This is a genomic window from Meridianimaribacter flavus (assembly GCF_004366715.1).
GTDB classification, from domain to species: Bacteria; Bacteroidota; Bacteroidia; order Flavobacteriales; family Flavobacteriaceae; genus Gaetbulibacter_B; species Gaetbulibacter_B jejuensis.
On sequence record NZ_SOQZ01000001.1, the window covers coordinates 288842 to 310866 of the forward strand.

19 protein-coding genes and 1 tRNA gene are annotated in these 22025 nt (G+C 33.5%); 7 read left to right on the top strand and 13 right to left on the bottom strand.

Annotated elements, in window-relative coordinates; translation table 11 throughout:
- The first annotated feature begins 1 nt into the window (after window position 1).
- A complete protein-coding gene (locus A8975_RS01345; protein ID WP_134198407.1) occupies window positions 2–1189 on the top strand; it encodes an MFS transporter in 1188 nt (395 codons plus the stop codon).
- On the opposite strand, the gene A8975_RS01350 is transcribed toward A8975_RS01345, so the two are convergent.
- From A8975_RS01350 to A8975_RS01375, 6 genes are all read right to left on the bottom strand, one after another.
- Window positions 1190–2350, bottom strand: coding sequence for a metal ABC transporter permease (locus A8975_RS01350; RefSeq protein WP_134198408.1), 1161 nt, complete (start codon window positions 2348–2350; stop codon window positions 1190–1192).
- Window positions 2343–3470: a metal ABC transporter permease gene (locus A8975_RS01355; protein WP_134198409.1), complete on the bottom strand. Its 1128-nt coding sequence runs from the start codon at window positions 3468–3470 to the stop codon at window positions 2343–2345. The genes A8975_RS01350 and A8975_RS01355 overlap by 8 nt, the downstream gene beginning before the upstream one ends.
- A gap of 139 nt (window positions 3471–3609) precedes the next feature.
- Entirely contained in the window at window positions 3610–4344 is a 735-nt protein-coding gene (locus A8975_RS01360; RefSeq protein WP_134198410.1) for a metal ABC transporter ATP-binding protein, read from the bottom strand.
- On the bottom strand, window positions 4344–5252 hold the full coding sequence (locus A8975_RS01365; RefSeq protein ID WP_134198411.1) for a metal ABC transporter solute-binding protein, Zn/Mn family: 909 nt from the start codon (window positions 5250–5252) through the stop codon (window positions 4344–4346). Before A8975_RS01365 ends, A8975_RS01360 begins: the two co-directional genes overlap by 1 nt.
- 3 nt (window positions 5253–5255) lie before the next feature.
- Window positions 5256–6119: a transporter gene (locus A8975_RS01370; protein WP_243832931.1), complete on the bottom strand. Its 864-nt coding sequence runs from the start codon at window positions 6117–6119 to the stop codon at window positions 5256–5258.
- A complete protein-coding gene (locus A8975_RS01375; RefSeq protein WP_134198412.1) occupies window positions 6079–6735 on the bottom strand; it encodes a metal-dependent transcriptional regulator in 657 nt (218 codons plus the stop codon). The genes A8975_RS01370 and A8975_RS01375 overlap by 41 nt, the downstream gene beginning before the upstream one ends.
- 123 nt (window positions 6736–6858) lie before the next feature.
- Between A8975_RS01375 and A8975_RS01380 the strand changes: the two genes are divergently transcribed.
- Entirely contained in the window at window positions 6859–8886 is a 2028-nt protein-coding gene (locus A8975_RS01380; RefSeq protein WP_134198413.1) for a S9 family peptidase, read from the top strand.
- Between the two features lie 373 nt (window positions 8887–9259).
- On the opposite strand, the gene feoB is transcribed toward A8975_RS01380, so the two are convergent.
- From feoB to A8975_RS01400, 3 genes are all read right to left on the bottom strand, one after another.
- A complete protein-coding gene (gene feoB, locus A8975_RS01390; RefSeq protein WP_134198414.1) occupies window positions 9260–11362 on the bottom strand; it encodes a ferrous iron transport protein B in 2103 nt (700 codons plus the stop codon).
- Window positions 11359–11589 (bottom strand): ferrous iron transport protein A, encoded by a 231-nt coding sequence (locus A8975_RS01395; RefSeq protein ID WP_129759668.1) that lies wholly within the window; start codon window positions 11587–11589, stop codon window positions 11359–11361. The genes feoB and A8975_RS01395 overlap by 4 nt, the downstream gene beginning before the upstream one ends.
- Before the next feature lie 72 nt (window positions 11590–11661).
- Window positions 11662–12333 (bottom strand): SCO family protein, encoded by a 672-nt coding sequence (locus A8975_RS01400; protein ID WP_131506290.1) that lies wholly within the window; start codon window positions 12331–12333, stop codon window positions 11662–11664.
- 95 nt (window positions 12334–12428) lie between these two features.
- Here A8975_RS01400 and A8975_RS01405 point away from each other — a divergent pair, with 95 nt between their 5' ends.
- The 3 genes from A8975_RS01405 (at window position 12429) to A8975_RS01415 (ending at window position 15930) form a co-directional block, all read left to right on the top strand.
- Window positions 12429–14366: a M1 family aminopeptidase gene (locus A8975_RS01405; RefSeq protein ID WP_134198415.1), complete on the top strand. Its 1938-nt coding sequence runs from the start codon at window positions 12429–12431 to the stop codon at window positions 14364–14366.
- Window positions 14367–14438: 72 nt separating this feature from the next.
- Entirely contained in the window at window positions 14439–15782 is a 1344-nt protein-coding gene (gene rseP / locus A8975_RS01410) for an RIP metalloprotease RseP (RefSeq protein ID WP_129759665.1), read from the top strand.
- 74 nt (window positions 15783–15856) lie between these two features.
- Window positions 15857–15930, top strand: a tRNA-Asn gene (locus tag A8975_RS01415).
- A 58-nt stretch (window positions 15931–15988) separates the two neighbouring features.
- Here A8975_RS01415 and A8975_RS01420 read toward each other — a convergent pair.
- Window positions 15989–16948 (bottom strand): NAD-dependent epimerase/dehydratase family protein, encoded by a 960-nt coding sequence (locus A8975_RS01420; RefSeq protein WP_134198416.1) that lies wholly within the window; start codon window positions 16946–16948, stop codon window positions 15989–15991.
- A 199-nt stretch (window positions 16949–17147) separates the two neighbouring features.
- Here A8975_RS01420 and A8975_RS01425 point away from each other — a divergent pair, with 199 nt between their 5' ends.
- Window positions 17148–17633, top strand: a complete 486-nt coding sequence (locus A8975_RS01425; RefSeq protein ID WP_134198417.1) for a hypothetical protein — start codon at window positions 17148–17150, stop codon at window positions 17631–17633.
- A 10-nt stretch (window positions 17634–17643) separates the two neighbouring features.
- Here A8975_RS01425 and A8975_RS01430 read toward each other — a convergent pair whose 3' ends face one another.
- Window positions 17644–18330 carry a hypothetical protein gene (locus tag A8975_RS01430; RefSeq protein WP_134198418.1) on the bottom strand — a complete coding sequence of 229 codons (687 nt, stop codon included), beginning with the start codon at window positions 18328–18330 and terminating at the stop codon, window positions 17644–17646.
- A 67-nt stretch (window positions 18331–18397) separates the two neighbouring features.
- Window positions 18398–20701, bottom strand: coding sequence for a M28 family peptidase (locus A8975_RS01435; RefSeq protein ID WP_134198419.1), 2304 nt, complete (start codon window positions 20699–20701; stop codon window positions 18398–18400).
- A gap of 115 nt (window positions 20702–20816) precedes the next feature.
- Here A8975_RS01435 and A8975_RS01440 point away from each other — a divergent pair, with 115 nt between their 5' ends.
- The gene (locus A8975_RS01440) at window positions 20817–21284 is read left to right on the top strand and encodes a CBS domain-containing protein (protein WP_134198420.1); all 468 of its coding nucleotides are present in this window, start codon (window positions 20817–20819) and stop codon (window positions 21282–21284) included.
- A 1-nt stretch (window position 21285) separates the two neighbouring features.
- Here A8975_RS01440 and A8975_RS01445 read toward each other — a convergent pair whose 3' ends face one another.
- A complete protein-coding gene (locus tag A8975_RS01445) occupies window positions 21286–21990 on the bottom strand; it encodes a GIDE domain-containing protein (RefSeq protein ID WP_134198421.1) in 705 nt (234 codons plus the stop codon).
- Window positions 21991–22025 lie beyond the last annotated feature (35 nt).

Genomic DNA, 22025 nt, shown 5'->3' on the forward strand with positions numbered 1-22025 from the left:
TATGAAATACTCTAAGGACGCCTTATTATATATCACTTCAAGTTGTTTTGAGAGAGCATCATTTTATGGAGTAAGAGCAATACTGGTTTTATTCATGGTTGGAGAAACTATGAAGATGACTACAGAAGAAGCTTTAGCTGTCTACGGGATTTTTATAACTAGTTTATATGGTTCAAAAATTATTGGTGCATTATTTGGGGATTTATTGTTTGGCAACAAAAGAGCTCTTTTGGTAGGTGGTTTATTACAAACTATAGCGTGTTTTATGCTTTGTTTTTCATCTTTAACGCTGTTTTATATTGGGATAGGTTTATTTGTTTTAGGAAATGGATTCTTTACTTCGAACATAGTAGCTCAATTTGGTAAGCAGTTTACTTATAAACCTAAATTAATTGACTCAGCATTTACAGCATTCTTTTTGTTTGTAAATGTTGGAGCGTTCTTAGGAATTACTTTTTTAGGAAGTATAGCCGAAATAAATTTCAAATATGGATTCGCTCTAGGAGGAATTATCACTCTTATAGCTACAATTATAGCATATTTCCCTAAAGAACTTGAATATGAAGCTAATAAAGTAGAATTTAAAACGCATATAGGATTAAGAGCACTATTTATTTTTATAGCTATTATACTTTCGGGAATTTTTTGGATGGTTTATGAGTTGTCCTTTTTTGGGGTATATGAGATTCAAGAATCTATTATTGAAAAATCTTATTTAACCAATTATAGAGAACTAATAATGAATATGCTGAATTCCTATTTTGGGATTGCTATAGCAATTATTCTCACAGTTATATGGATGTTCATTTACACCAATCAATTTTTTAAATTTTTTATGGGCTTAATTATTTCTGCTATAGCTTTTATGCTGTTATTAATAATGCCTGAAAATAACTTACCTATTTTATTAATATTTATGTTTTTACTAGCGTTGGGAGAAATGTTTGTTTCTCCAATGTTATACGCTATAACTACTAGGTATTCAAATGCAAAGTATTTAGCTATTGTTTTAAGTGTTGTATCTATTCCTCTTATGTTGTTTAATAAAGTATCAGGTAAAATATCTGAATATTTAACTGATTTAGGGTCAGAAAGAATTTTGATTGGGTCTACAATAGTTTTGTTTTTCTTTAGTTTAATAGCACTTACTTTTTGGTTAATTCAAAAGCATAGCCAAAAGGTTCAATAATCAACCTCTAAACAAAAAGAAATCATCTTTCATGTCTTCAATTTGGGCATCTTCGTTTGTGATAATATAATCAATTGCTTTTGAAGTAAATTCGTCGCCTTTTTCGGTAAGTGACACAATCTTATTGTCAATTTCAATCATATTGTTCTTTTGAGCCAAATCCAATACGGTTTTACTGCGCACTTTTTGCCAATTGATATGTTCGTTGAGGTGATTGACATGACGTTCTTCAATATCGTCATGGTTTTTTAAATGCAGTAAAAATGTAAGTAAAGACACTTCAATGCGTTGTTGTTTTTCTCGGTACATTACTGCTATTAAACCTTTACTTGGTGCAAACAAATACACGATTAAAAAAAGTAAACCTAGCATAGTTGTTATTGAGCCCGCAATTGAGGCATCCAACCAATGCGCAAACCAATAGCCTGAAATAGCACTAAAGACGCCAAATATTATAGCGAGTAAGAGCATTTTCTTTAAGTCGGTAGTTATTAAATAGGCAGCTGCAGCAGGTGCAATCATTAAAGCTACAACTAATATAGCACCAACAGCATCAAAAGCACCAACGGTAGTTACCGAAGACACAGTCATTAGTCCATAATGAATTAACGCTGGAGAAAACCCGAGTGAAGCTGCTAATCCAGCATCAAAGGTGCTTATTTTTAGTTCTTTAAAAAAAGCAAAAAGTAACCCTAAGGTAATAAGTAGAATAGCGCCAATAATCCATAACGATTTTGGACCAACATCAGTTCCTGCAATAAAAAGTCTGTCAAAAGGCGCAAAAGCCAATTCGCCCAAAAGTACAGCATCTACATCCAAATGTACATCGTTGGCATTTTTAGCAATCATAATCACACCAATACTAAACAATGCAGGAAATACCAATCCAATAGCAGTATCTTCTTTTACCAAGCCTGTTTTTTGAATGTGCTCTACCAAAACCACTGTAATAATTCCTGTGATGGCTGCTAATAAAATAAGCAATGGCGAGTTGAGGTCTTGCGTTATGAAAAATCCAATTACAATTCCTGGTAAAATAGAATGACTGATAGCATCGCTAATCATTGCCATTTTTCGAAGCACTAAAAACGTTCCTGGAATGGCGCAAGCCACAGCAACCAAACTGGCAATGAGCTGTATTTCAATTTGAGCGCTATTCATCGGTCTTGTGTTGTTGGTTATACAGGTTAGCAGCTTTTTCAAAACCTTTTTGGGTTAAACTCCACATCGTGCCATCAATGGTGACATAGTCTTTATCAACCAGTTTTTGCAAGGTTTTACGTGTAAACCCTTGGAAGTTATTTAAGATTTTAATGGTATGAGGATGCGAAATATCTTCATGGGTTTCAGCGATATGGTACATAAAGGCTAGGGTTTTTTGCTGTTCCAAATCGCGTCTATTGGCAATAAATCGGATTTGTCGAAATAGTAATCCTCTGCTTGGAGAAAAGATAAAAGACACAACAACAAACACTGATGCTACAATAACAATAACAGGACCAGTAGATAGGTTGTTCTGACTTGCGCTAATGGCAGTACCAAACACTCCTGAAAAGGCGCCAAAAATAGCAGCTAAAAGCACCATCTTACTCAAGCTATTGGTCCATTGTCTTGCAGCAGCAGCAGGTGCTAATAACATAGCACTCATTAAAACCACACCTACAGTTTGTAAGCCTAAAACAATAGCTAAAACAATAAAACTCGTAATTAGGATGTCAATGGTTTTGGTGTTGAAACCTAATGTTTTTGCATAGTCTTTATCAAACAATAATATTTTGAATTCCTTCCAAAAGAGAAAAAGCACCAATAAGCACAGTCCAGTCACGATAGCCATTAACCACACATCACTTTCCACTAAGGTTGCCGCTTGACCAAACAGGTATTTGTCTAATCCAGCTTGATTGGCATTGGGTTGTTTTTGAATAAAGGTGAGCAATAACATTCCAAAACCAAAGAACAAGGACAAAATCAAGCCCAAAGCAGTATCCGATTTTAAATGTGTTTTGGTAATGATGCCTCTAATCCAGAACGTGCCAAGTAACCCACTTACTAAAGCACCTAACAAGAGCGTATTGCTGTCTTTTGCTCCAGTAATTAAAAAAGCGATTGCAATTCCAGGTAAGGCAGCGTGGGAAATAGCATCTCCAAGTAAACTTTGTTTTCGGAGTACAGCAAAACTACCCAACATACCAGTAACAGCACCAAGAATTGCGGTTCCAAGTGTGATGGTTCTTAAGGTGTAATCGTTAATTACGAGTTCTATGTATTCTAGAAAGTCTATTGGGATTTTGTTGTTAGAGGTTAGACATTAGTTTTTGTTTTTTTTCATTCCGCAATATCACACTGAGCTTGTCAAAGTGTTGATGCGGAATCCATTAATTTTAGACCCTGAATCAAGTTCAGGATGACAGTTTTTAATATTACTCTTGTATACTCACTTTATAATTAATGCCGTAGGTTTTAGTCAGGTTGTCATCATTAAAAATATCCTTGACAGGACCTGTGGCAATTTTTTTCACATTCAAGAAAGTTACCCAATCAAAATATTCAGGAACAGTTTGTAAATCGTGATGTACGACAATAACGGTTTTTCCTGCTTTTCGCAATTCCTTTAAAATATTGATAATGGCAATTTCAGTAGTGGCATCAACGCCTTGAAAAGGTTCATCCATAAAATATATGGAAGCGTCTTGCACTAAAGCACGCGCTAAAAAAATACGCTGTTGTTGTCCACCTGATAGCTGACTTATTTGTCTGTTTTTAAAAGGTAACATACCTACTTTTTCCAAAGCTTCAAGAGCTGCTTTTTTTTCTTTTTGACTAGGACGTTTTATCCAACCTAAACTGCCATAAGTTCCCATCATTACCACATCTAAGGCTGTTGTAGGGAAATCCCAATCTACACTTCCTTTTTGAGGTACATAAGCAACCAAATCACGTTGTTTCTCGTAAGGTTTTCCATAAATGGAAACACTACCAGCAATAGGTTTTAAAATACCCAATATGGCTTTGATGAGTGTCGATTTTCCTGCGCCATTTGGTCCAACAATAGCCATAAGAACACCTTCAGGAATTTCTAAATCAATATCCCAAAGTACAGGTTTGTAATTATAAGCAACCGTTAAATCATCGACTTGTACAGCTATTTTTTTCATTATTTCAACGCATTAACAATAGTATTTACATTATACTCAAACATGCCAATATAAGTCCCTTCATTAGTTCCAGTATTTCCAAGCGCATCTGAATATAAAGTTCCACCAATTTCCACATTGTGACCTTTGGATTTTACTGCAGCTTGCAGTGCTTCAATAGTGCGTTTTGGCACTGAACTTTCTACAAAGATAGCCTTAATGCCTTTTTCAATAATAAAAGCTGATAATTTTTGAACATCTTGAACACCAGCTTCAGTTGCTGTTGAGAGTCCTTGCAGACCAACAACTTCAAAATTGTAAGACCTTCCAAAGTAATTAAACGCATCATGAGCTGTTACTAAAACGCGTTTTTCCTTAGGTAACTCTTCAATTTTTAATGTGATATCAGCCTTTAAGCTTAAAAGACGCTTGTAGTAGTTTTGCCAATTTTCCTCATACAGTTGCGCATTTTCAGGATCTTTTTCTTGTAAAACCCTTGACACTTCACTTCCAAAGCTGATAAAGTAATCAATATTAAACCATACGTGAGGATCGTAATTTGAAGCAAAATAGTCGGAACCTATTAAGGTAGATTTGTCAATGACATGAGTTAAGGCAATTGGCGTTTTTCCATTTCGTTCCATTTTTTCAAAGACTTCAACGAGTTTGCCTTCCAAATGCAATCCGTTGTAAAAAATAATATCGGCATTTACCAATTTGGTAACATCGCCTTCGCTTGCTTTGTAAAGGTGAGGGTCGACACCACTTCCCATTAATCCTTGAAGGTTGATATTATCTCCTCCAATGTTTTTAACCAAATCGGTAATCATGGTTGTTGTGGTAACCACATTGAGTTTGTTATTGCTTTTTTCGTCTTTTTTACAGCCTAATAATGTTACTGCTATTACAACAAATAGTATTTTTTTCATGGTTTATTTTTTTGCTCTGTAACTAAATCCTATGCCTAATAAAATGTCTTGTCCTTCAGTAATGCTAGTGCCTACGTAAGCGTCTAATTGCAAGTCGTTAGACACTAAATAGGTCATGCCAGCATCCCAATAGTGATTAGCCGAATGGTCTTCAGGTAAATCGCCATAAACTTCAGCATAGATTCCAAACCTGTCTGTGATACTGTAACCATAAGCTAAAGTGTAAACACAAGTGGCTTCAGGAGAATCATTTCCCCATTCTGCACCAATATTGTACCCTAAATTTGATTTTTCACTTAATGTGTGTGACAATGAAAATCTAAAATCCACTCCTGTATGTTCTGGTCTATAGTCAGTTGAAGCACTAAAAACAGGAAACACATGGCCAATAAGTGCAATTTCAGGCATTAATCCATTTTCTTCAGTAATATCCACTTTCATACCCAATAACAAAGGCGACAATCCGCTAGTAACATTATCCAGTTTGTTGCCATTTACTTTGGTGATGCCTTCTACAAAATCCCAACCCAAGCGCAATTCCATGTTATCGAGAATTCCATAACGAATCAGCATGGTGTTGTAGGTATAGTTTTCGTTTTTTATGTTGTTGTTTTCGTAAGATTCATAAATTCCGCCAGTTTCAAATTGTAAAACACCTTTGCCAACGGTTGAAGACGACTCGGTTGCGTCTGGTCTGTCGGTTACTAATGGTTCATCGGAAAAGCTAATTAATTTCCCTTCTAGAGCAGAAACAATGTTTAAACTATCATTTTGTGAATAGACAGCACATGATAACATACCAAAAAACAAGGCTGTTATAATTGTATTACGCTTCATTGACATAGATAATGTTTGTAAAATCTTCATTTAAAAGAATAGTGTTAGTGTTGATGGTAATTTGTGTCATTTTGTTTTTACTGAACTGCTTTGTCACGACTATGGCATTGCCATATTTTAAGCCATTTAGTGCACAAAAATCGAAGAACTCTTTGTCGTCACTCATCAAACGTGAAATGATGTATGATTTACCTTCTTCAGCATTTGAAAGCGATATGGAATGATCTTCGGTAGTTATCTCGCCATTTTCATTTGGAATTGGATCACCATGAGGATCAAATTTTGGATTGCCTAAATAAGCACTGATTTTATTTGCTAAAAAATCGGAGGTTTCGTGTTCCAACAATTCTGCTTCACGATGAATTTCATGTAAACTCATGTCAAAAAGTTTGAACAAAAATGCTTCCCAAAGCCTGTGCTTTCTCACGACGTTAAGAGCCATTTTTGTTCCAGCTTCGGTAAGTTGAAGTGCTTGGTATTTTTCATATTTCAACAAATCTTTAGAGGCTAATTTCTTAGCCATATCTGTTGCAGCAGCATTAGATATTCCAAGTTTTTTAGCAATGTTACCAGGTTTGGTATCATGATGATCTTGTATGTTGTTGTTGTAAATGGCCTTTACAAAATTTTCAATAGCTACAGACATTTATAATTGCTTTAAATTAAATTTAAGTATACTTAAATATTTTTCAAAGATAGCTAAAATATTTAATTTAGGAAGAGATTTTAATAATTAGTAACTTTCGCTTTTAATATTTAAATACACGCAATGAACCGTTTTTTAGTCTTCTTAATTAGTGTTATGAGTTTTGGATGTTTAACCGCACAAAACGAAAAAATACCATTTCAACCTTTAGATGTTTTTGAATTAGAATGGGTTAGTGACCCTCAAATTTCACCTGATGGTACACAAATTGTTTACCGAAGAAACGGATTTGATATCATGAAAGATAATTCTAGAGGCAACCTCTGGATTATTAATACTGACGGAACATCACATCGAAAATTAACCTCTAGAGAAGTAGGTGAGTCACAAGCAACATGGTCGCCAAGTGGAGATCGTATAGCGTTTGTAAGTTCTACCAATGAAGGTGCCGAAATTTATATGTATTGGGTAAGTTCTGGTCAAATTGCCAAATTATCACAATTAGAAAAATCACCAGGAAACCTAACTTGGTCACCAGATGGTTCACAAATAGCATTTACCATGTTTGTTGATGAAAAGCCACCTGTTGTAGCACAAATGCCATCAAAACCTAAAGGCGCTAAATGGGCTGAACCAGCACGAATTACAGATAGACTAAAACACGAAGCCGATGGTAGAGGTTATATGCCAACAGGCTTTACACATATTTTTATGATTTCTGCTGAAGGCGGAACAGCACGTCAATTAACATCAGGAGATTACAGTCATGGAGGAAGCTTGTCGTTTTCACCTAACGGAAAAGAGATTTACTTCTCCGCAAATAGAGTAGACGATTGGGAATATAGATTTAGAAATAGCGAAGTCTATAAAGTGAATGTGAATACCCAACAGATAATCGCTTTAACTACTCAAGATGGACCAGATTATTCGCCAAAAGTATCACCAGATGGAAAAACAGTTGCATTTTTAGGCTATTTAGACAAAGTTCAAGACCATCAAAATACGGTTTTGCATTTAATGAATACTGATGGTTCTAACCGAAGAATTATTTCTTCTGGCTTGGATGAAAGCGTTTCAGATATTACTTGGGACACTTCAGGAAAAGGCTTGTACTTTATGTATGACGAAAAAGGAAATACCAAAATAGGTTACATTACAACCTCAGGAAAAATTTCAAAACTTACTGATAATGTTGGAGGCACAACCATAGGAAGACCTTATGCGTCTGGGTCGTATTCGGTATCAAATAAAGGTGTTATTGCTTACACGCAAACTCGACCAGAATATCCTGCAGAATTGGCTGTAATTCAAAATAAAAAAACGCCAAAACTCATTACTGGTTTAAATGCTGATGTTTTAGCACGCAGACAACTTGGTGAAGTAGAAGAAGTGTGGTACAAATCGACGTTTGATGGAAGAGATATTCAAGGATGGATTGTAAAGCCACCTTTTTATGATGCTTCTAAAAGCTATCCGTTATTGGTTGAAAATCATGGAGGACCGATTTTAAACTATGGAGATCGTTTTACAGCTGAAATTCAATTGTATGCAGCTGATGGTTATGTGGTGTTTTATCCAAACCCTAGAGGAAGCACTAGCTATGGTGAGGAATTCGGGAATCTATTGAAGAACAATTATCCAGGACAAGACTATAACGATGTGATGGATGGTGTGGATTATTTAGTTGAAAAAGGCATTGCAAATAACGACCAATTGTTTGTAACTGGAGGAAGTGCAGGAGGTATTATGACTGCGTGGATGATAGGAATGAACAATCGTTTTAAGGCAGCAGTTGTGGTAAAACCTGTTATGAACTGGATTAGTAAAACTTTGGTTGCTGATAATTATTTTTATTACAAAGACACACGTTATCCAGGACATCCTTGGGAAAACTTTGAAAACTATTGGAAGTTTTCACCAATTTCTTTAGTAGGAAATATTGAAACACCAACAATGGTTATGGTTGGAATGAACGATTTACGAACACCACCTAGTGAAGCTAAACAATTATATCATGCTTTAAAGCTACGTAAGATAGAAACCGTTTTAGTTGAAATTCCTGAATCGTATCACAATATTGCTGCAAAGCCTAGTAACTTGATTAGTAAAGTAGCACATACTTTGGCGTGGTTGAAGAAGTATAATAAGTAATAGCTATTTTTTTATAAAACCCTTAATAGTAAATAAGAGTATTATTTCAATTCCAATAGAAAATATGATGTATAAAATATTTATGTTGAATTGATATCTTAAAATTAAAGCATACAAGACGAAACAACCAAAAATCATTAATCCTGATTTTAAATCAGATATAAAAGTGTCAGGTCTTGATTTGTAGTCAAAAAAATAAGCAATAAGAATAATTATTATAGCCAATTTAGGTTTTTAGCTGCAGCCACAATCACTGTTGCCACAAGATTTAGTTGTCGCTTTTTTTGGCTTCCAAATAAATTTTTTAACCAAAAATAATATTGCGATTCCTAATGTAACAAAAACCAATATGTTTTGAATAGTATCGTTCATCTTATTTTAAAAATTGAAATGCCAATAAAGCAACAATATACGCAAAAACACTCATAGTTATAAGTTGCAGCATTGGCCATTTCCAAGAATTAGTTTCTCGTTTTACTATAGCTAATGTGCTCATACATTGCATTGCAAAAGCATAAAACAGTAATAAAGAAATCCCTGAAGCTAGTGTAAACACCTTTGTGCCATCCTTATGGACTTCAGCAGCCATTTTGTTCTTTATGGTGTCTTCATCTTCATTATCATTGGCGCTACCAACACTATAAATAGTGGCAAGTGTACCCACAAAAACTTCGCGAGCTGCAAAAGAAGTGACTAGTCCAATACCAATTTTCCAATCATAACCTAATGGCTTAATTACAGGTTCAATGGTTTTACCAATAATACCTATATAGCTATATTCTAGTTTATGAGCAGCGATTTTATCATTCAATTCGTCTTCAGAAAGTTGAGGGCTTTCAGTTTTTACTATGTTTTCAGCGTCGTTAAATCGTTCTCCAGGACCATAAGAAGCTAAAAACCACAATACAATAGAAATGGCTAAAATGATTTTACCAGCTTCGAACACAAAGGTTTTAGTTTTTTCCAAAACGGTCAACCCTACATTTTTCAACAAAGGAAATTTATAACTAGGCATTTCAACCACAAAGTAAGATTTGCTCTTTATTTTCAGCACTTTGTTTAATATATAAGCTGAAAATATAGCAGTTAAAAAACCAATAATATATAAAGACATTAGGGTTAATGCTTGGTAGCTTAAACCTAAGAAACGTCCGTCTGGAATAACCAAAGCAATAATGATAACATACACTGGCAATCGTGCAGAACACGTTGTAAAAGGTGTAACCAATATGGTAATTAGACGTTCTTTCCAGCTTTCAATATTTCTTGCAGCCATAACAGCAGGAATAGCACAAGCGTTTCCTGAAATTAAAGGCACTACGCTTTTTCCGCTTAGTCCAAAACGACGCATTACACGATCCATTAAAAATACAACGCGACTCATGTAACCGCTTTCTTCTAGTAGAGCAATAAAGAAAAAGAGAAATGCAATTGGTGGGATAAATACCATAATACCACCTATTCCTGCAATAATACCTTCGGCTAATAAATTTGTGAATACGCCTTCAGGTAAGGTGTTTTTTACCCAATCGGCTAAAGTAGCAAACCCTTCATCAATCAAATCAGTTGGGTAAGCTGCCCAATTATAAACCGCTTGGAACATTAATAGTAAAATGGCAAAGAAAATAACATAACCCCAAACTTTGTGCGTTAAAATCCTGTCTAGTTTAATACGAAGGTCCTTAGCGTTTTTAAGGTCTATGGTTTGTCCTTTTTTAAGCACATTGTTTATAAACTGATAGCGCTTAATGGTTTCCTTTTGCTGAAGTCGTTTTAAATCGGCTTTACTTTTGGTTTTAAAATCTTCTAAACTATCAAACTCTTGTCTTTCAACAGTGCCAAAATTTACATCTTGTGTAATGACTAACCAAAGTTTGTATAACAGTTGGTCTGGAAATGCATTTTGAAGGTTTTCAAAATAGGCTTTGTCAATTTCAGAAGCGTTTAAACATCCTTTTGTAGATAGCTTCTTATAATCTGCAATAAGCGTTTTAAGCTCAGAAATACCAGTATTTTTTCTGGTACTCACTAGTGCTATTTTTGTGTTAAGCTCTTTTTCTAAATACTCAATATCTAAAGAAATACCTTTATAATCCATTCTGTCAGACATGTTAATTACCAAAATAGTTGGTATTTCTAAGTCTTTAATTTGGGTAAATAATAAAAGGTTACGCTTTAAATTTTCAACATCGCTAACAACAACAGCTACATCAGGAAAATCTTTATCGTTTTTGTTTAAAAGTAGCTCAATAACTACATTTTCATCTAGTGAAGAGGCGTTTAAGCTATAAGTTCCAGGAAGGTCAATAATATGGGCTTTTACACCACGAGGCAGTTTGCAAACACCTTCTTTTTTATCGACAGTAATTCCTGGATAATTACCAACTTTTTGGTTGAGTCCTGTTAAGGCATTAAAAACCGATGTTTTTCCTGTATTGGGATTACCAATAAGTGCTACGTTAATTTGCTTACTCATATAACAATATCAATTAAAATATGAACAGCAGTTTCTTTTCTAATAGCTAAATGCGATCCATTAATATTCAAATACATTGGGTCCGAAAAAGGCGCTACATGTAACAGCTCTACACTATTACCAGGTAAACAACCCATCTCCAATAATTTTAAAGGAATATGAACAGATGAAACATCTTTTATAATTCCTTTTTGACCACGTTTTAAATGTGCTATAGTGTGTTGCAAGCTTATTTAGATTGATTTTAAAGAAGCAAAAATAAGAGAAATATTCAGGGTAAAAAAATGCTTAACAAAAATCTAAGGTTTTTCCTGTTTTAATGTTTCAATGTCTTCTAATAATTGTGTAATATCTTCAGGTTTTGTGCCATCATAAAAACCTCTTATTTGGCGTTTTTTGTCAATAAGCATAAAGTTTTCGGTATGAATCATATCATACTCATCACCACTCCCAACGGTTTTAACTGCTAAGTAACTTTTTCTAGCAAGCTCGTAAATTTGCTTTTTGTCACCTGTTACCAAGTTCCATTTTTTGTCATTAACGCCTTTTTGTTTTGCATAGCGTTTTAACTGCGCAACAGAATCAATTTTTGGAGTAACCGAATGCGATAATAGCATTACTTCATCATCATCAATTATTTCCTTTTGTATTTTATACATATGGTCTGTCATTATTGGGCAAATGGTTTGACAGGTTGTGAAAAAGAAATCCGCCACATAAATTTTATCCTTGTAATCGTTTTGGGTTATGGTTTGTCCGTTTTGATTTGTTAGGGAAAAGTCTGCAATTTTATGATACTTTTTTTGGTGCTGAATAGTGCTGTCAACCATTTCATAATTCACCATTGCAGGTTGATAAATAGGAAGTACTTTTTTAGGTTTTAAAATAGAATAGAATATTGAAATTATAATTGCCGAAACGATTAATAAAACAATTCCGAAAAATTTGTATTCTTTAAAAAAAGACAGCATTTTGCTTGATTTTGAGGTGAAAACGTAAGATTTGAATACAAAAATACGACACAATACCCATAAAAGTGGTATTTTTAACATGATAAATTAAAGCTATGAGAACATTTTTACCTTACCTATTTTTTGTCCTTTCAATTACTGCTTTTGGGCAAGATTTTAATGAAACTTTGAACACTATTAGAGAAGCTGAAGCCAAAGCAGCGCTCAACCAAATGTTCTACAGAGCAAATCTCAATACAGGTAATTATGATTTAAAATATCATAGATTAGAGTTAAATGTTGATCCTTCGGTGTCATTTATTTCAGGAGATGTCACCACTTATTTTGAAGCTAAAGAAGCATTAACTGAAATTACTTTTGACCTTGCTGATAACATGACCGTTTCGCAAGTGTTACATAATGGTAATACATTATCGTATACACAAAACTCTGATGATGAACTCATAATTACACTTCCTGCTGTACAAAATGCAGGTGTGCTAGATTCTTTGACTATAAGTTACTCTGGTAATCCCATAAGTTCTGGGTTTGGTTCCTTTGAACAAACAACTCATAATGGAGACCCAATAATATGGACATTATCCGAACCTTATGGAGCTAAAGGTTGGTGGCCTTGTAAACAAGATTTAATTGATAAGATAGACTCTGTTGATGTGTATTTAACAACGCCTCAATTTAACCCTTCAAACGAAGCATATGTTGCTGTGTCAAACGGTTTGGAAATAAGTCAAACCACAAACGGAAGCGATAAAACCACACGATATAAGCATCGTCATCCAATTCCTGCATATCTAATAGCAATTGCGGTTACTAATTATGAAGTGTATTCGCATACAGTATCTAACAATGGTAACCCATTTGATATTGTCAATTATGTGTTTCCTGAAAACTTAGCAAGCGCTCAAGCTAGTACTCCAGTTACTGTTGATATAATGAATATTTTTTCTGATTTATTTGAAGAATATCCTTTTGCTGACGAAAAATATGGTCATGCTCAGTTTGGTTGGGGAGGTGGAATGGAACATACAACGGTTTCATTTATGGGAAATTTTAGCAGAAATCTTATTGCACACGAACTAGCACATCAATGGTTTGGAAATAAAATAACTTGTGGTAGTTGGAAGGATATTTGGCTTAACGAAGGCTTCGCAACTTACTTGTCAGGTATTGTTTACGAAGAATTAGACGGAAACGAAGCCTTTATAAATTGGAAGCAACAAAACATAAATACAATTACTTCTGCTCCAGATGGAGCAGTGTATTTATCAGATGCTGATACTCTAAGCGTAAGTAGAATATTTAATTATAGATTATCTTACAGTAAAGGCGCAATGGTTTTGCATATGCTACGTAAGAAACTTGGAGATACTGAGTTTTTTGGCGGTCTTCAAACTTATCTAGTAGATGAAGACCATGCCTACGACTATGCAAAAACAGAAGAGTTTATTAATATTATCGAAACTACTAGCGGACAAGATCTAACAGAGTTTTTTAGCGATTGGTTGTATAGCGAAGGATATCCTAGTTATACCATAAACTGTACGCAACAGTCACCTACAGAAATAGATATTGAAATAAGCCAAACCCAAAGTCATGCATCAGTATCGTTTTTTGAAGCTCCAGTACCTATTCGATTAATTGGGACTGAAGGTGAGACGCTAGATTTAGTACTAGATAACACAACAAACAATCAAGTCTTCAACGAGAGCATTAATTTTATTGTAGATACTGTCATTTTTGACCCTGAAGCTGATCTAATTTCAAAAAACAATACAGTGTCATTGAGCATTAACGAAGAAGCTTTTAATAATAAACTACTTATTTATCCGAGTCCAGTTTCTGAAACGCTAAACATAAAAAAACCTGACTTTTTACAAGTAGAGGAAGTAAGGGTTTATAATGCCTTGGGTCAACTATTGTACAATAGCGAATGGACCTCCACAATTGACACAACTCCTTTTTCAACAGGATTACTTTTTGTTCAACTTCAAACCAACGAAGGAATAATTAATAAATCTGTGTTAAAAAACTAATGAATAGTTTACATAATGTTTTCAAAATGCGGTTAAAAAGTTATTTTTGTTGCTTAATTTTTTAAGAGATACATGGAGTTTGTAATTAAAATATCTCAATTTTTATTGAGTCTTTCACTCCTAATCGTGCTTCACGAATTAGGACACTTTATACCTGCAAAAGCATTTAAAACCAGAGTAGAAAAATTCTACTTATTCTTTGATGTAAAATACTCGTTATTTAAAAAGAAAATAGGAGAGACTGTTTATGGTATTGGTTGGTTGCCACTAGGAGGTTATGTTAAAATCTCAGGAATGATTGATGAGAGCATGGACAAGGAGCAAATGGCACAACCACCACAACCATGGGAGTTTAGATCTAAACCTTCATGGCAACGTTTAATTATTATGCTTGGTGGTGTAACGGTTAACTTTATTTTGGCTTACGTTATTTATGTATTTATTTCATTTGCTTATGGTGATATTGATATTACATCAAGTAGTGTGAAGGATGGTTACATGGTGACTAACCCAATATTAAAAGACTTAGGAATAAAAACAGGGGATAAGGTTATAGCTATCAATGACGAAGAGATTGAAACCGTATCACAGATAAGAAGAAAAATTATTTCTGCTGAAAAACTTACAATTTTAAGTGGTAACGAGACTAAAGAAGTTGTGCTTCCTGAAGATTTTTTAGGTCAATTCAGTTCTAGTGAAAGCAAGAGTTTTTTCTCATTACGCTATCCTTTTATCTTAGAAAAAATTCCTGATACATCTATAAACGCTTCTGCAGGTTTACAACCAAAAGATGTTATTGTTTCTTTAAACGGAAAATCCTTAAAGTATTATGACCAGTATGATGCAATAATGGATTCTTTAACTGCAACACACAAGACAATTGATGTTGGTATTTTAAGAGATGGCCAACAATTAACAAAGACACTTAAGGTTGAAGACGGTAAATTTGAAATTAAAGCAGGAGGAGATCTTAATGACTTAGAACGCTTAGGCTATTATGATATCGTTAAGACGGATTACACTTTTGGAGAAAGTTTTGGAGCAGGACTATTAAAGTTTAAAGACCAAGTTGCTAGTTATGGCGAACAGCTTAAAAAAATATTCAATCCAAAAACAGGAGCATATAAAGGTGTAGGAGGTTTTAAGGCTATTTACGACGTGTTCCCAGACACTTGGAGCTGGCAAGATTTTTGGGCGCTTACAGCGTTTCTATCAATCATGTTGGGTGTATTAAATTTATTGCCAATACCAGCTTTAGATGGAGGTCATGTAATGTTTTTACTCTATGAAATGATATCAGGAAGAAAACCAAGTGAAAAGTTTTTAGAGCGTGCTCAAATGGTTGGTTTCTTCATTCTTATTGCTTTAGTATTATTTGCTAACGGTAATGATATCTTTAAAGCATTATTTAAATAGAAATATTTTTCAAATAAATTTGTTGAAATTAAAAAATAACATATATTTGCGCTCGCAAAAGCGAAAAGAAACACTCCTCCTTAGCTCAGTTGGTTAGAGCATCTGACTGTTAATCAGAGGGTCCTTGGTTCGAGCCCAAGAGGAGGAGCAAAAAAAAATCCCATCGATTTCGATGGGATTTTTTATTTAATACTATTTCTTAATAATTATTTTTCAGAACTCTGATACTTCTTTTGTAGTTGGGTGATCATTTCAGAAGTCATTTTTTCCATATCAAAGGTATGGTTCCAATTCCAGTCTTTTCTAGCTTCAGAGTCATCAATAGATTTTGGCCAACTATCAGCAATTTGTTGTCTAAAGTCTGGGTTATATGATATTTCAAAATCAGGAATATGTTTTTTAATTGCGCTATAAATGTCTTTAGGAGTAAAGCTGATAGCTGCTAAATTATATGAAGAACGAATACTGATGTTTTCAGCAGGTGCTTGCATTAATTTTACCGTAGCCTCAATAGCATCGTCCATAAACATCATAGGAAGCTCTGTGTTTTCAGATAAAAAACACTCGTAAGTTTTGTCAGTAATTGCTTTATGGTAAATTTCAACGGCATAATCAGTTGTTCCACCACCAGGTAATGTTTTCCAACTAATAATTCCAGGGTATCTTATGCTTCTAACATCAACACCATATTTACTATTATAATATTCGCACCAACGCTCACCAACTTGTTTTGTAATACCATAAACTGTTGTTGGTTCCATTACTGTGTATTGAGGCGTGTTGTCTTTAGGTGTTGTTGGTCCAAAAACTGCAATACTAGAAGGCCAAAATACACTTTTAATAAAACCTTCTTTAGCAAGATTTAATACATGAAACAGTGAGTTCATGTTTAAATCCCAAGCTTTCATAGGATATTTTTCTCCAGTAGCACTCAACATAGCAGCCATAAGATATATGGTGTCTATTTGATGTTTTTCAACACAAATTTTAACTGAAGCATAATCTTGGGCATCGACAATTTCAAAAATACCAGAGTTAACAACATCTAAATTGTTGTAATTAATATCGCTAGCAATAACATTATTGTTTCCATGGGTTTCTCTTAGTTTTGAAGTTAACTCAGAACCAATTTGTCCACATGCACCAATTACTAAAATCTTTGGCATTTTTTTGAAATTATTTGTTCGTTCAAAAATAATAAGAATAAAGAGTACCTAAAACTTAAAACAAAAAATTATTCTCTAATTTTATACTAATGTTTAAACCATCAAGTTTAGTTATATTTACACCTTGTTGTATTAAAAATCTATAAGAAATACTATGCGTGCTTTAAGCCATATACTATTACTCATTTGTTGTGTTATTATGCTTAATTGTAATTCTAGATCAAAAAAAGAATTACAAACAACAGATGATGTAAAAACAGAAGATACAAATAAAATAAGCTCAAATGACATTGAAGCATTAGCTTTTGATGATTATATTTTAAGTAATGCTTCTAAAACTAAAATCATGGATTGGCAAAAACTTCATGAACTTAATACGCAAGTTGAGTTTTTAAAAAAAGGTGATTTGTCTTTCTTTTCAGCTAACGATTCTATAGTTAAATCATTTGTATTTCAACTTAAAGAAGAAACACCTGAAAATGTTGATACAGATATTATAAAATCTAGAGTTACTGCTTTGGAAACAAAAATTCTAAAGCTTAACAATACAATTGAATTAACAAATATCCCAAAGGAAGAGGTTTTAATGAATATTAAAGAGGTTTTGGTTGCTATGTCCAATCTCAACTTTCAAATCAACAAGAAGTTTGAACTGGATGCAAATAATATTGAGAAGCCGCTTTAATAAAACTTATTTACTCCTTAGCAGCTCTTGCTTGTAAAGCCTCTTTACTAATTTTAGCTAAATTAAAGTTTGGATCAGTAGCTAAAGCTCTGTTTAATACAGCTACAGCCTCATTAGTATTCGCTTCTTTGTCTTCGTTAAAAATTAATATTGCTCTTAAGTAAGTTAAAGCAGCACTTAATGATACTTGATAAGGTGTTTGCATTTCGTAGTAAGTGCGCTTCATATCGCTAGTTGCATTGGTTAACCCATATTCAATAGCCGTTTTTGCTCCAGCTAAATCGTTTAACTGAATTTTTAAATCGGCAATTTCATAAGCTAAGTACGCATTTGCTTGTCTTTGAAAAAGGACTTCGTAATGCTCTAAAGCGCGTTTAGGTTGATTAAGTGCTTTTAAGGATAATGCTTTTACTTCTACATTGATATTAGAGTCTGTTGGGTTTTTATCAATACCAATAGTGTTTAATGCCTCTAAGTGTCTTCCTTCAGAAGCATAAACGTATGCCAATGTGTCTTTTCTTGCCTGAGTAGGGTTAAGTACGTCCAAATGAGTCATGGCATTTATAATACCTTGAATATCACCTTGTGCTGTCATTTGCTTGTAATACTTTTCAAAATGTTTTTCAAGCTCAGACTTAGTTTGCGCGCTTGCACTAAGAGCAATCATTGTTATAGATAGAAGTAAAAACTTTTTCATGTCATAAAATTTAAAGCGTTAAAACTATAAAAATATATGGGAATAGGTCTTAAAAACTTGCTAATATTTAATCAATTTGTATGGTTTTTTTAATAACCACAGCATCATTTAATACAAATGGCTTTGGAATCATGTCTGCAGGACGTTTTGGAACTCTAAATAGAGGATTATCTAACATATCAAATGAGGCTTCAAGTAAATCAATTTTTGTGCTTTGATTTTCAGGAACAGTAAACTCAAGTTCTAAAAATTTATCATCTGCAACAAAATAACTAAATAGCCTATTGAACCTTCTGTTTTCAAAAACATAGGTTTCACTTTCAGCTTTAGGAATAGTGTAACCGTTAACGTTAAAGGATAAAAACAGATTAGTAGAATCAGAAAATAGCTCCAATCTATTCACATTTCGTTGAGGTGAAATAAATAGTTTTATTTCTCTTTTACCATCTACAATAGTATCCTTTTTAACATCAATGTAAGGGTGTTTTAAGGGTTTAATGTTAGCTTTTTTAGTAAACGTAAATTGAGTTTTATACTTACTGGCAATGGTGAATTTTGACAGTGAATCTATATGGTCTGGATTGTCAGTAAGGTAGCTTTCAGTCCAAGGGTCTAAAATATTGTCGTAAGTAGCCCAAACAGCTTCATTTTTGTCACTATCTAAGATGTAAACCAGACTGTTTGGTTTTGGACGTTCTTCATTAAAATCAGATTTTAAATGTGCTGAAATAAAGCAACAAATAGCTAAGAAAAACAATAAGTAGGACCATCTATTTTTATATCTAGAAAACCCAAATAGTGAGATACAAAGTGAAAATATTAGCGACACTAAAAGAGTAGTAGCAATAATTGTTTTTAGGCCTAATCCTACAGGGAACATTTTTACAAAAGGCGATAAAATCATTAATGCAGGAAACAGTAACAGTGCCATTAAAATTAAGTTAGGGTGCTTTTGTCTTACCAGAATAAATAAGCTCACTAAACCAAAATACACAGGAATAATCAAGAAACTAGCACCTTTAAGTTCAAAAGCCATAACTGCTGAAATAACTATCCAGAGCAGTAGAGGAGGAGCAACCAAGCTTGCAGTATTTTCGGGTTTGTACACTTTGTTATACAACCACATACACACACCTGCCGAAAGGAAGGTAAATGCTAAAATATAGATGTAACCATTGTAAGTAAAACCATGTAGTATTTCATTATACTGAGGATATATTGCTTTTAAAACACTCCACCCAAAGTAACCAATTACTCCATTAATAACTAAAGCAGCAATTCCTGGTAAAATACCAATAAGCATATGTTTTGAGTTAAGCATTCTTTTTTTAATGCCATAAAATACCAATGCAATAAATAATACAATGGCAATAATAAGCATTGGTAAAATCCATGTATTAGGATAGCTTACAGTTTTAAATAGCGGTACATTAAAATAGACGTTGTCTACATCACTTTTTAGGTTATTTAAGTTAGTATCGCTAAAATAGTGGAGTAAAGGCATTAAATAACTGCCTTGGTGCTCTAGTGTCTCTCTATCTAAGCGTTCATAATTGTCTAAAGCAGTATGGTAATCGAAATGGTCGTCAATAAATGCAAAATTAAAGCCTTCAATGTCTCCATCTTCTCTAAAAATAGTGAGATCAGTATCATTAGGCAGTTTTTTATAAACGCTGTAAGCAAGGGAGTTTGCTACAGGATATTTAGGGTTGGCTTCAATAAAACCTTTAACCATATTTTGGTTGCCTCCATTGGTTTCAATAAGCATGTAACTTGGTCCTCCACTTCCTCTGGCTTCAAAATTTAATACTAAACCAACGTCTTTTGCCCAAGCATGATTATTTACAAACAGTTCTGCTCCATTAAGTCCTAATTCCTCAGCATCAGAAATTAAAATAATAATATCATTTTTAGGCTGTTTACCTTCGTGTAGGTAAGCTCTTAACCCTTCTAAAATTGTTACCACACCAGATCCAGCATCACTAGATCCAATTGATGAATGCGGATTACTATCGTAATGTGTAAGTAGCATAAGCGCTTTGGAGTTGTCAGTCCCTTTTAGTCTTGCTAAAATGTTTTTAGGTTTGGTTAAGCTTCCCCATTTTTTATTGTAGCTGTAACCGTCTTGAACTTGGGTTTCTAAACCTAATTTTTCTAATTCTTCAATAATATAGTTTCTTACATTTTCGTGTTCGGGAGAACCCACATAATGTGGTGCTTTTGAAATTTCTTTTAAATGAACCAATGCACGTTGTGTAGAAAAGGTATTGTCATTGGCATCCAGCTGACTTATTTTATTAGGCATTAGGGCAGAAAAGCTCCAATAAATAGCAATAATTATAAGTAAAAAAGCTATAATTTTTTTAAACATAGGAAAGCGTGTTAGTTAGTCTTCTAAATTTACAAAATTATTTCCTATAAAAATATAGTTAGGTTAAGTCGTTTTAAATCAGTAAATTTAAGACTAACATTATTAATAATTAGTTATGGGAATTAAGAGTTTTCAAGGTGCCAGAAAGCAACAAATTAACGCTACTGAAAGCACACAGTTAAAAGTGAGCGATTACATGTCAACCAGTTTAATAACTTTTAAACCAGAACAGTCAGTTGAAGAAGTTATCGAATCTTTAATACGAAATAAGATTTCTGGAGGACCTGTGGTTAATGATAAAAACGAACTTGTAGGTATAATTTCAGAAGGAGATTGCCTAAAGCAAATAAGTGATAGCAGATATTACAATATGCCAATGGCTCAAGACAATGTTGAAAAGCGCATGATAAGAGATGTTGAGACTATAGATGGCAACATGAACGTGTTTGATGCTGCTAATAAATTTTTAAATTCAAAAAGGCGTCGTTTTCCTATTGTTGAAAACGGTAAGCTAGTAGGTCAAATTAGCCAAAAGGATATTTTAAAAGCAGCAATGCAGTTAAAAGGACATAATTGGAAGTAGCTTAATGTCTTTTAAAGTTAACGGTTTCAGGCAAATCTGTAATTATAATTTTTTGTTTAACATCACTTTCTAAAGTTGCTATTTTAGAGTAGTTATATTCAGGAATAGGTTCGCTAAGGTTTTTCCATTTTACTATTCCAGCAACCGTTATGGTTTCTCCAATTTCAATTATACCTTCTTTGTAACGAAGCGTTTTATTGAATCCAAAATACCCTGTTGAGTCTATATTATACTTTTTTAAAAGAGATTCAAATTCTGGAGTAGGATTGTTAAAAGTACCTGAAGATGTTTTCTTGTCAATTACTAAATGACTTTTATAGTTTTTTGGATGTTGAGTTGGCTTAATAATAACCATATTGCCATTACTCTCAATAAAGAAATCCTGAAATCGCTCTTCTTCAATTAAGGTTTTCCAATACGAATTTTTGCCATTGCTTTTCTTCTGTTCAATTTTAATATAATAGAAAATACACTTTCTTTTACTAAGTGGAGCAATCAAAGGATCTTGTACATGCAACGCTTTACCACTTACTTTAACAAATTCATTGCTTTTAAAACTACTTACAGGTTTATATGGTGTCTTTGCTAAAATTCGTAGTATAGTTTGTTTTGAACTGAAGTAGTATGATGTTATTCCAATTATACTAAGAATAAGAATAACAATACCTATAATCAGAAATGGTGAGGTTGATAAAAATGGAAGCATGAAAATTTAATTGTTGAATACACTATTAGTTGGAC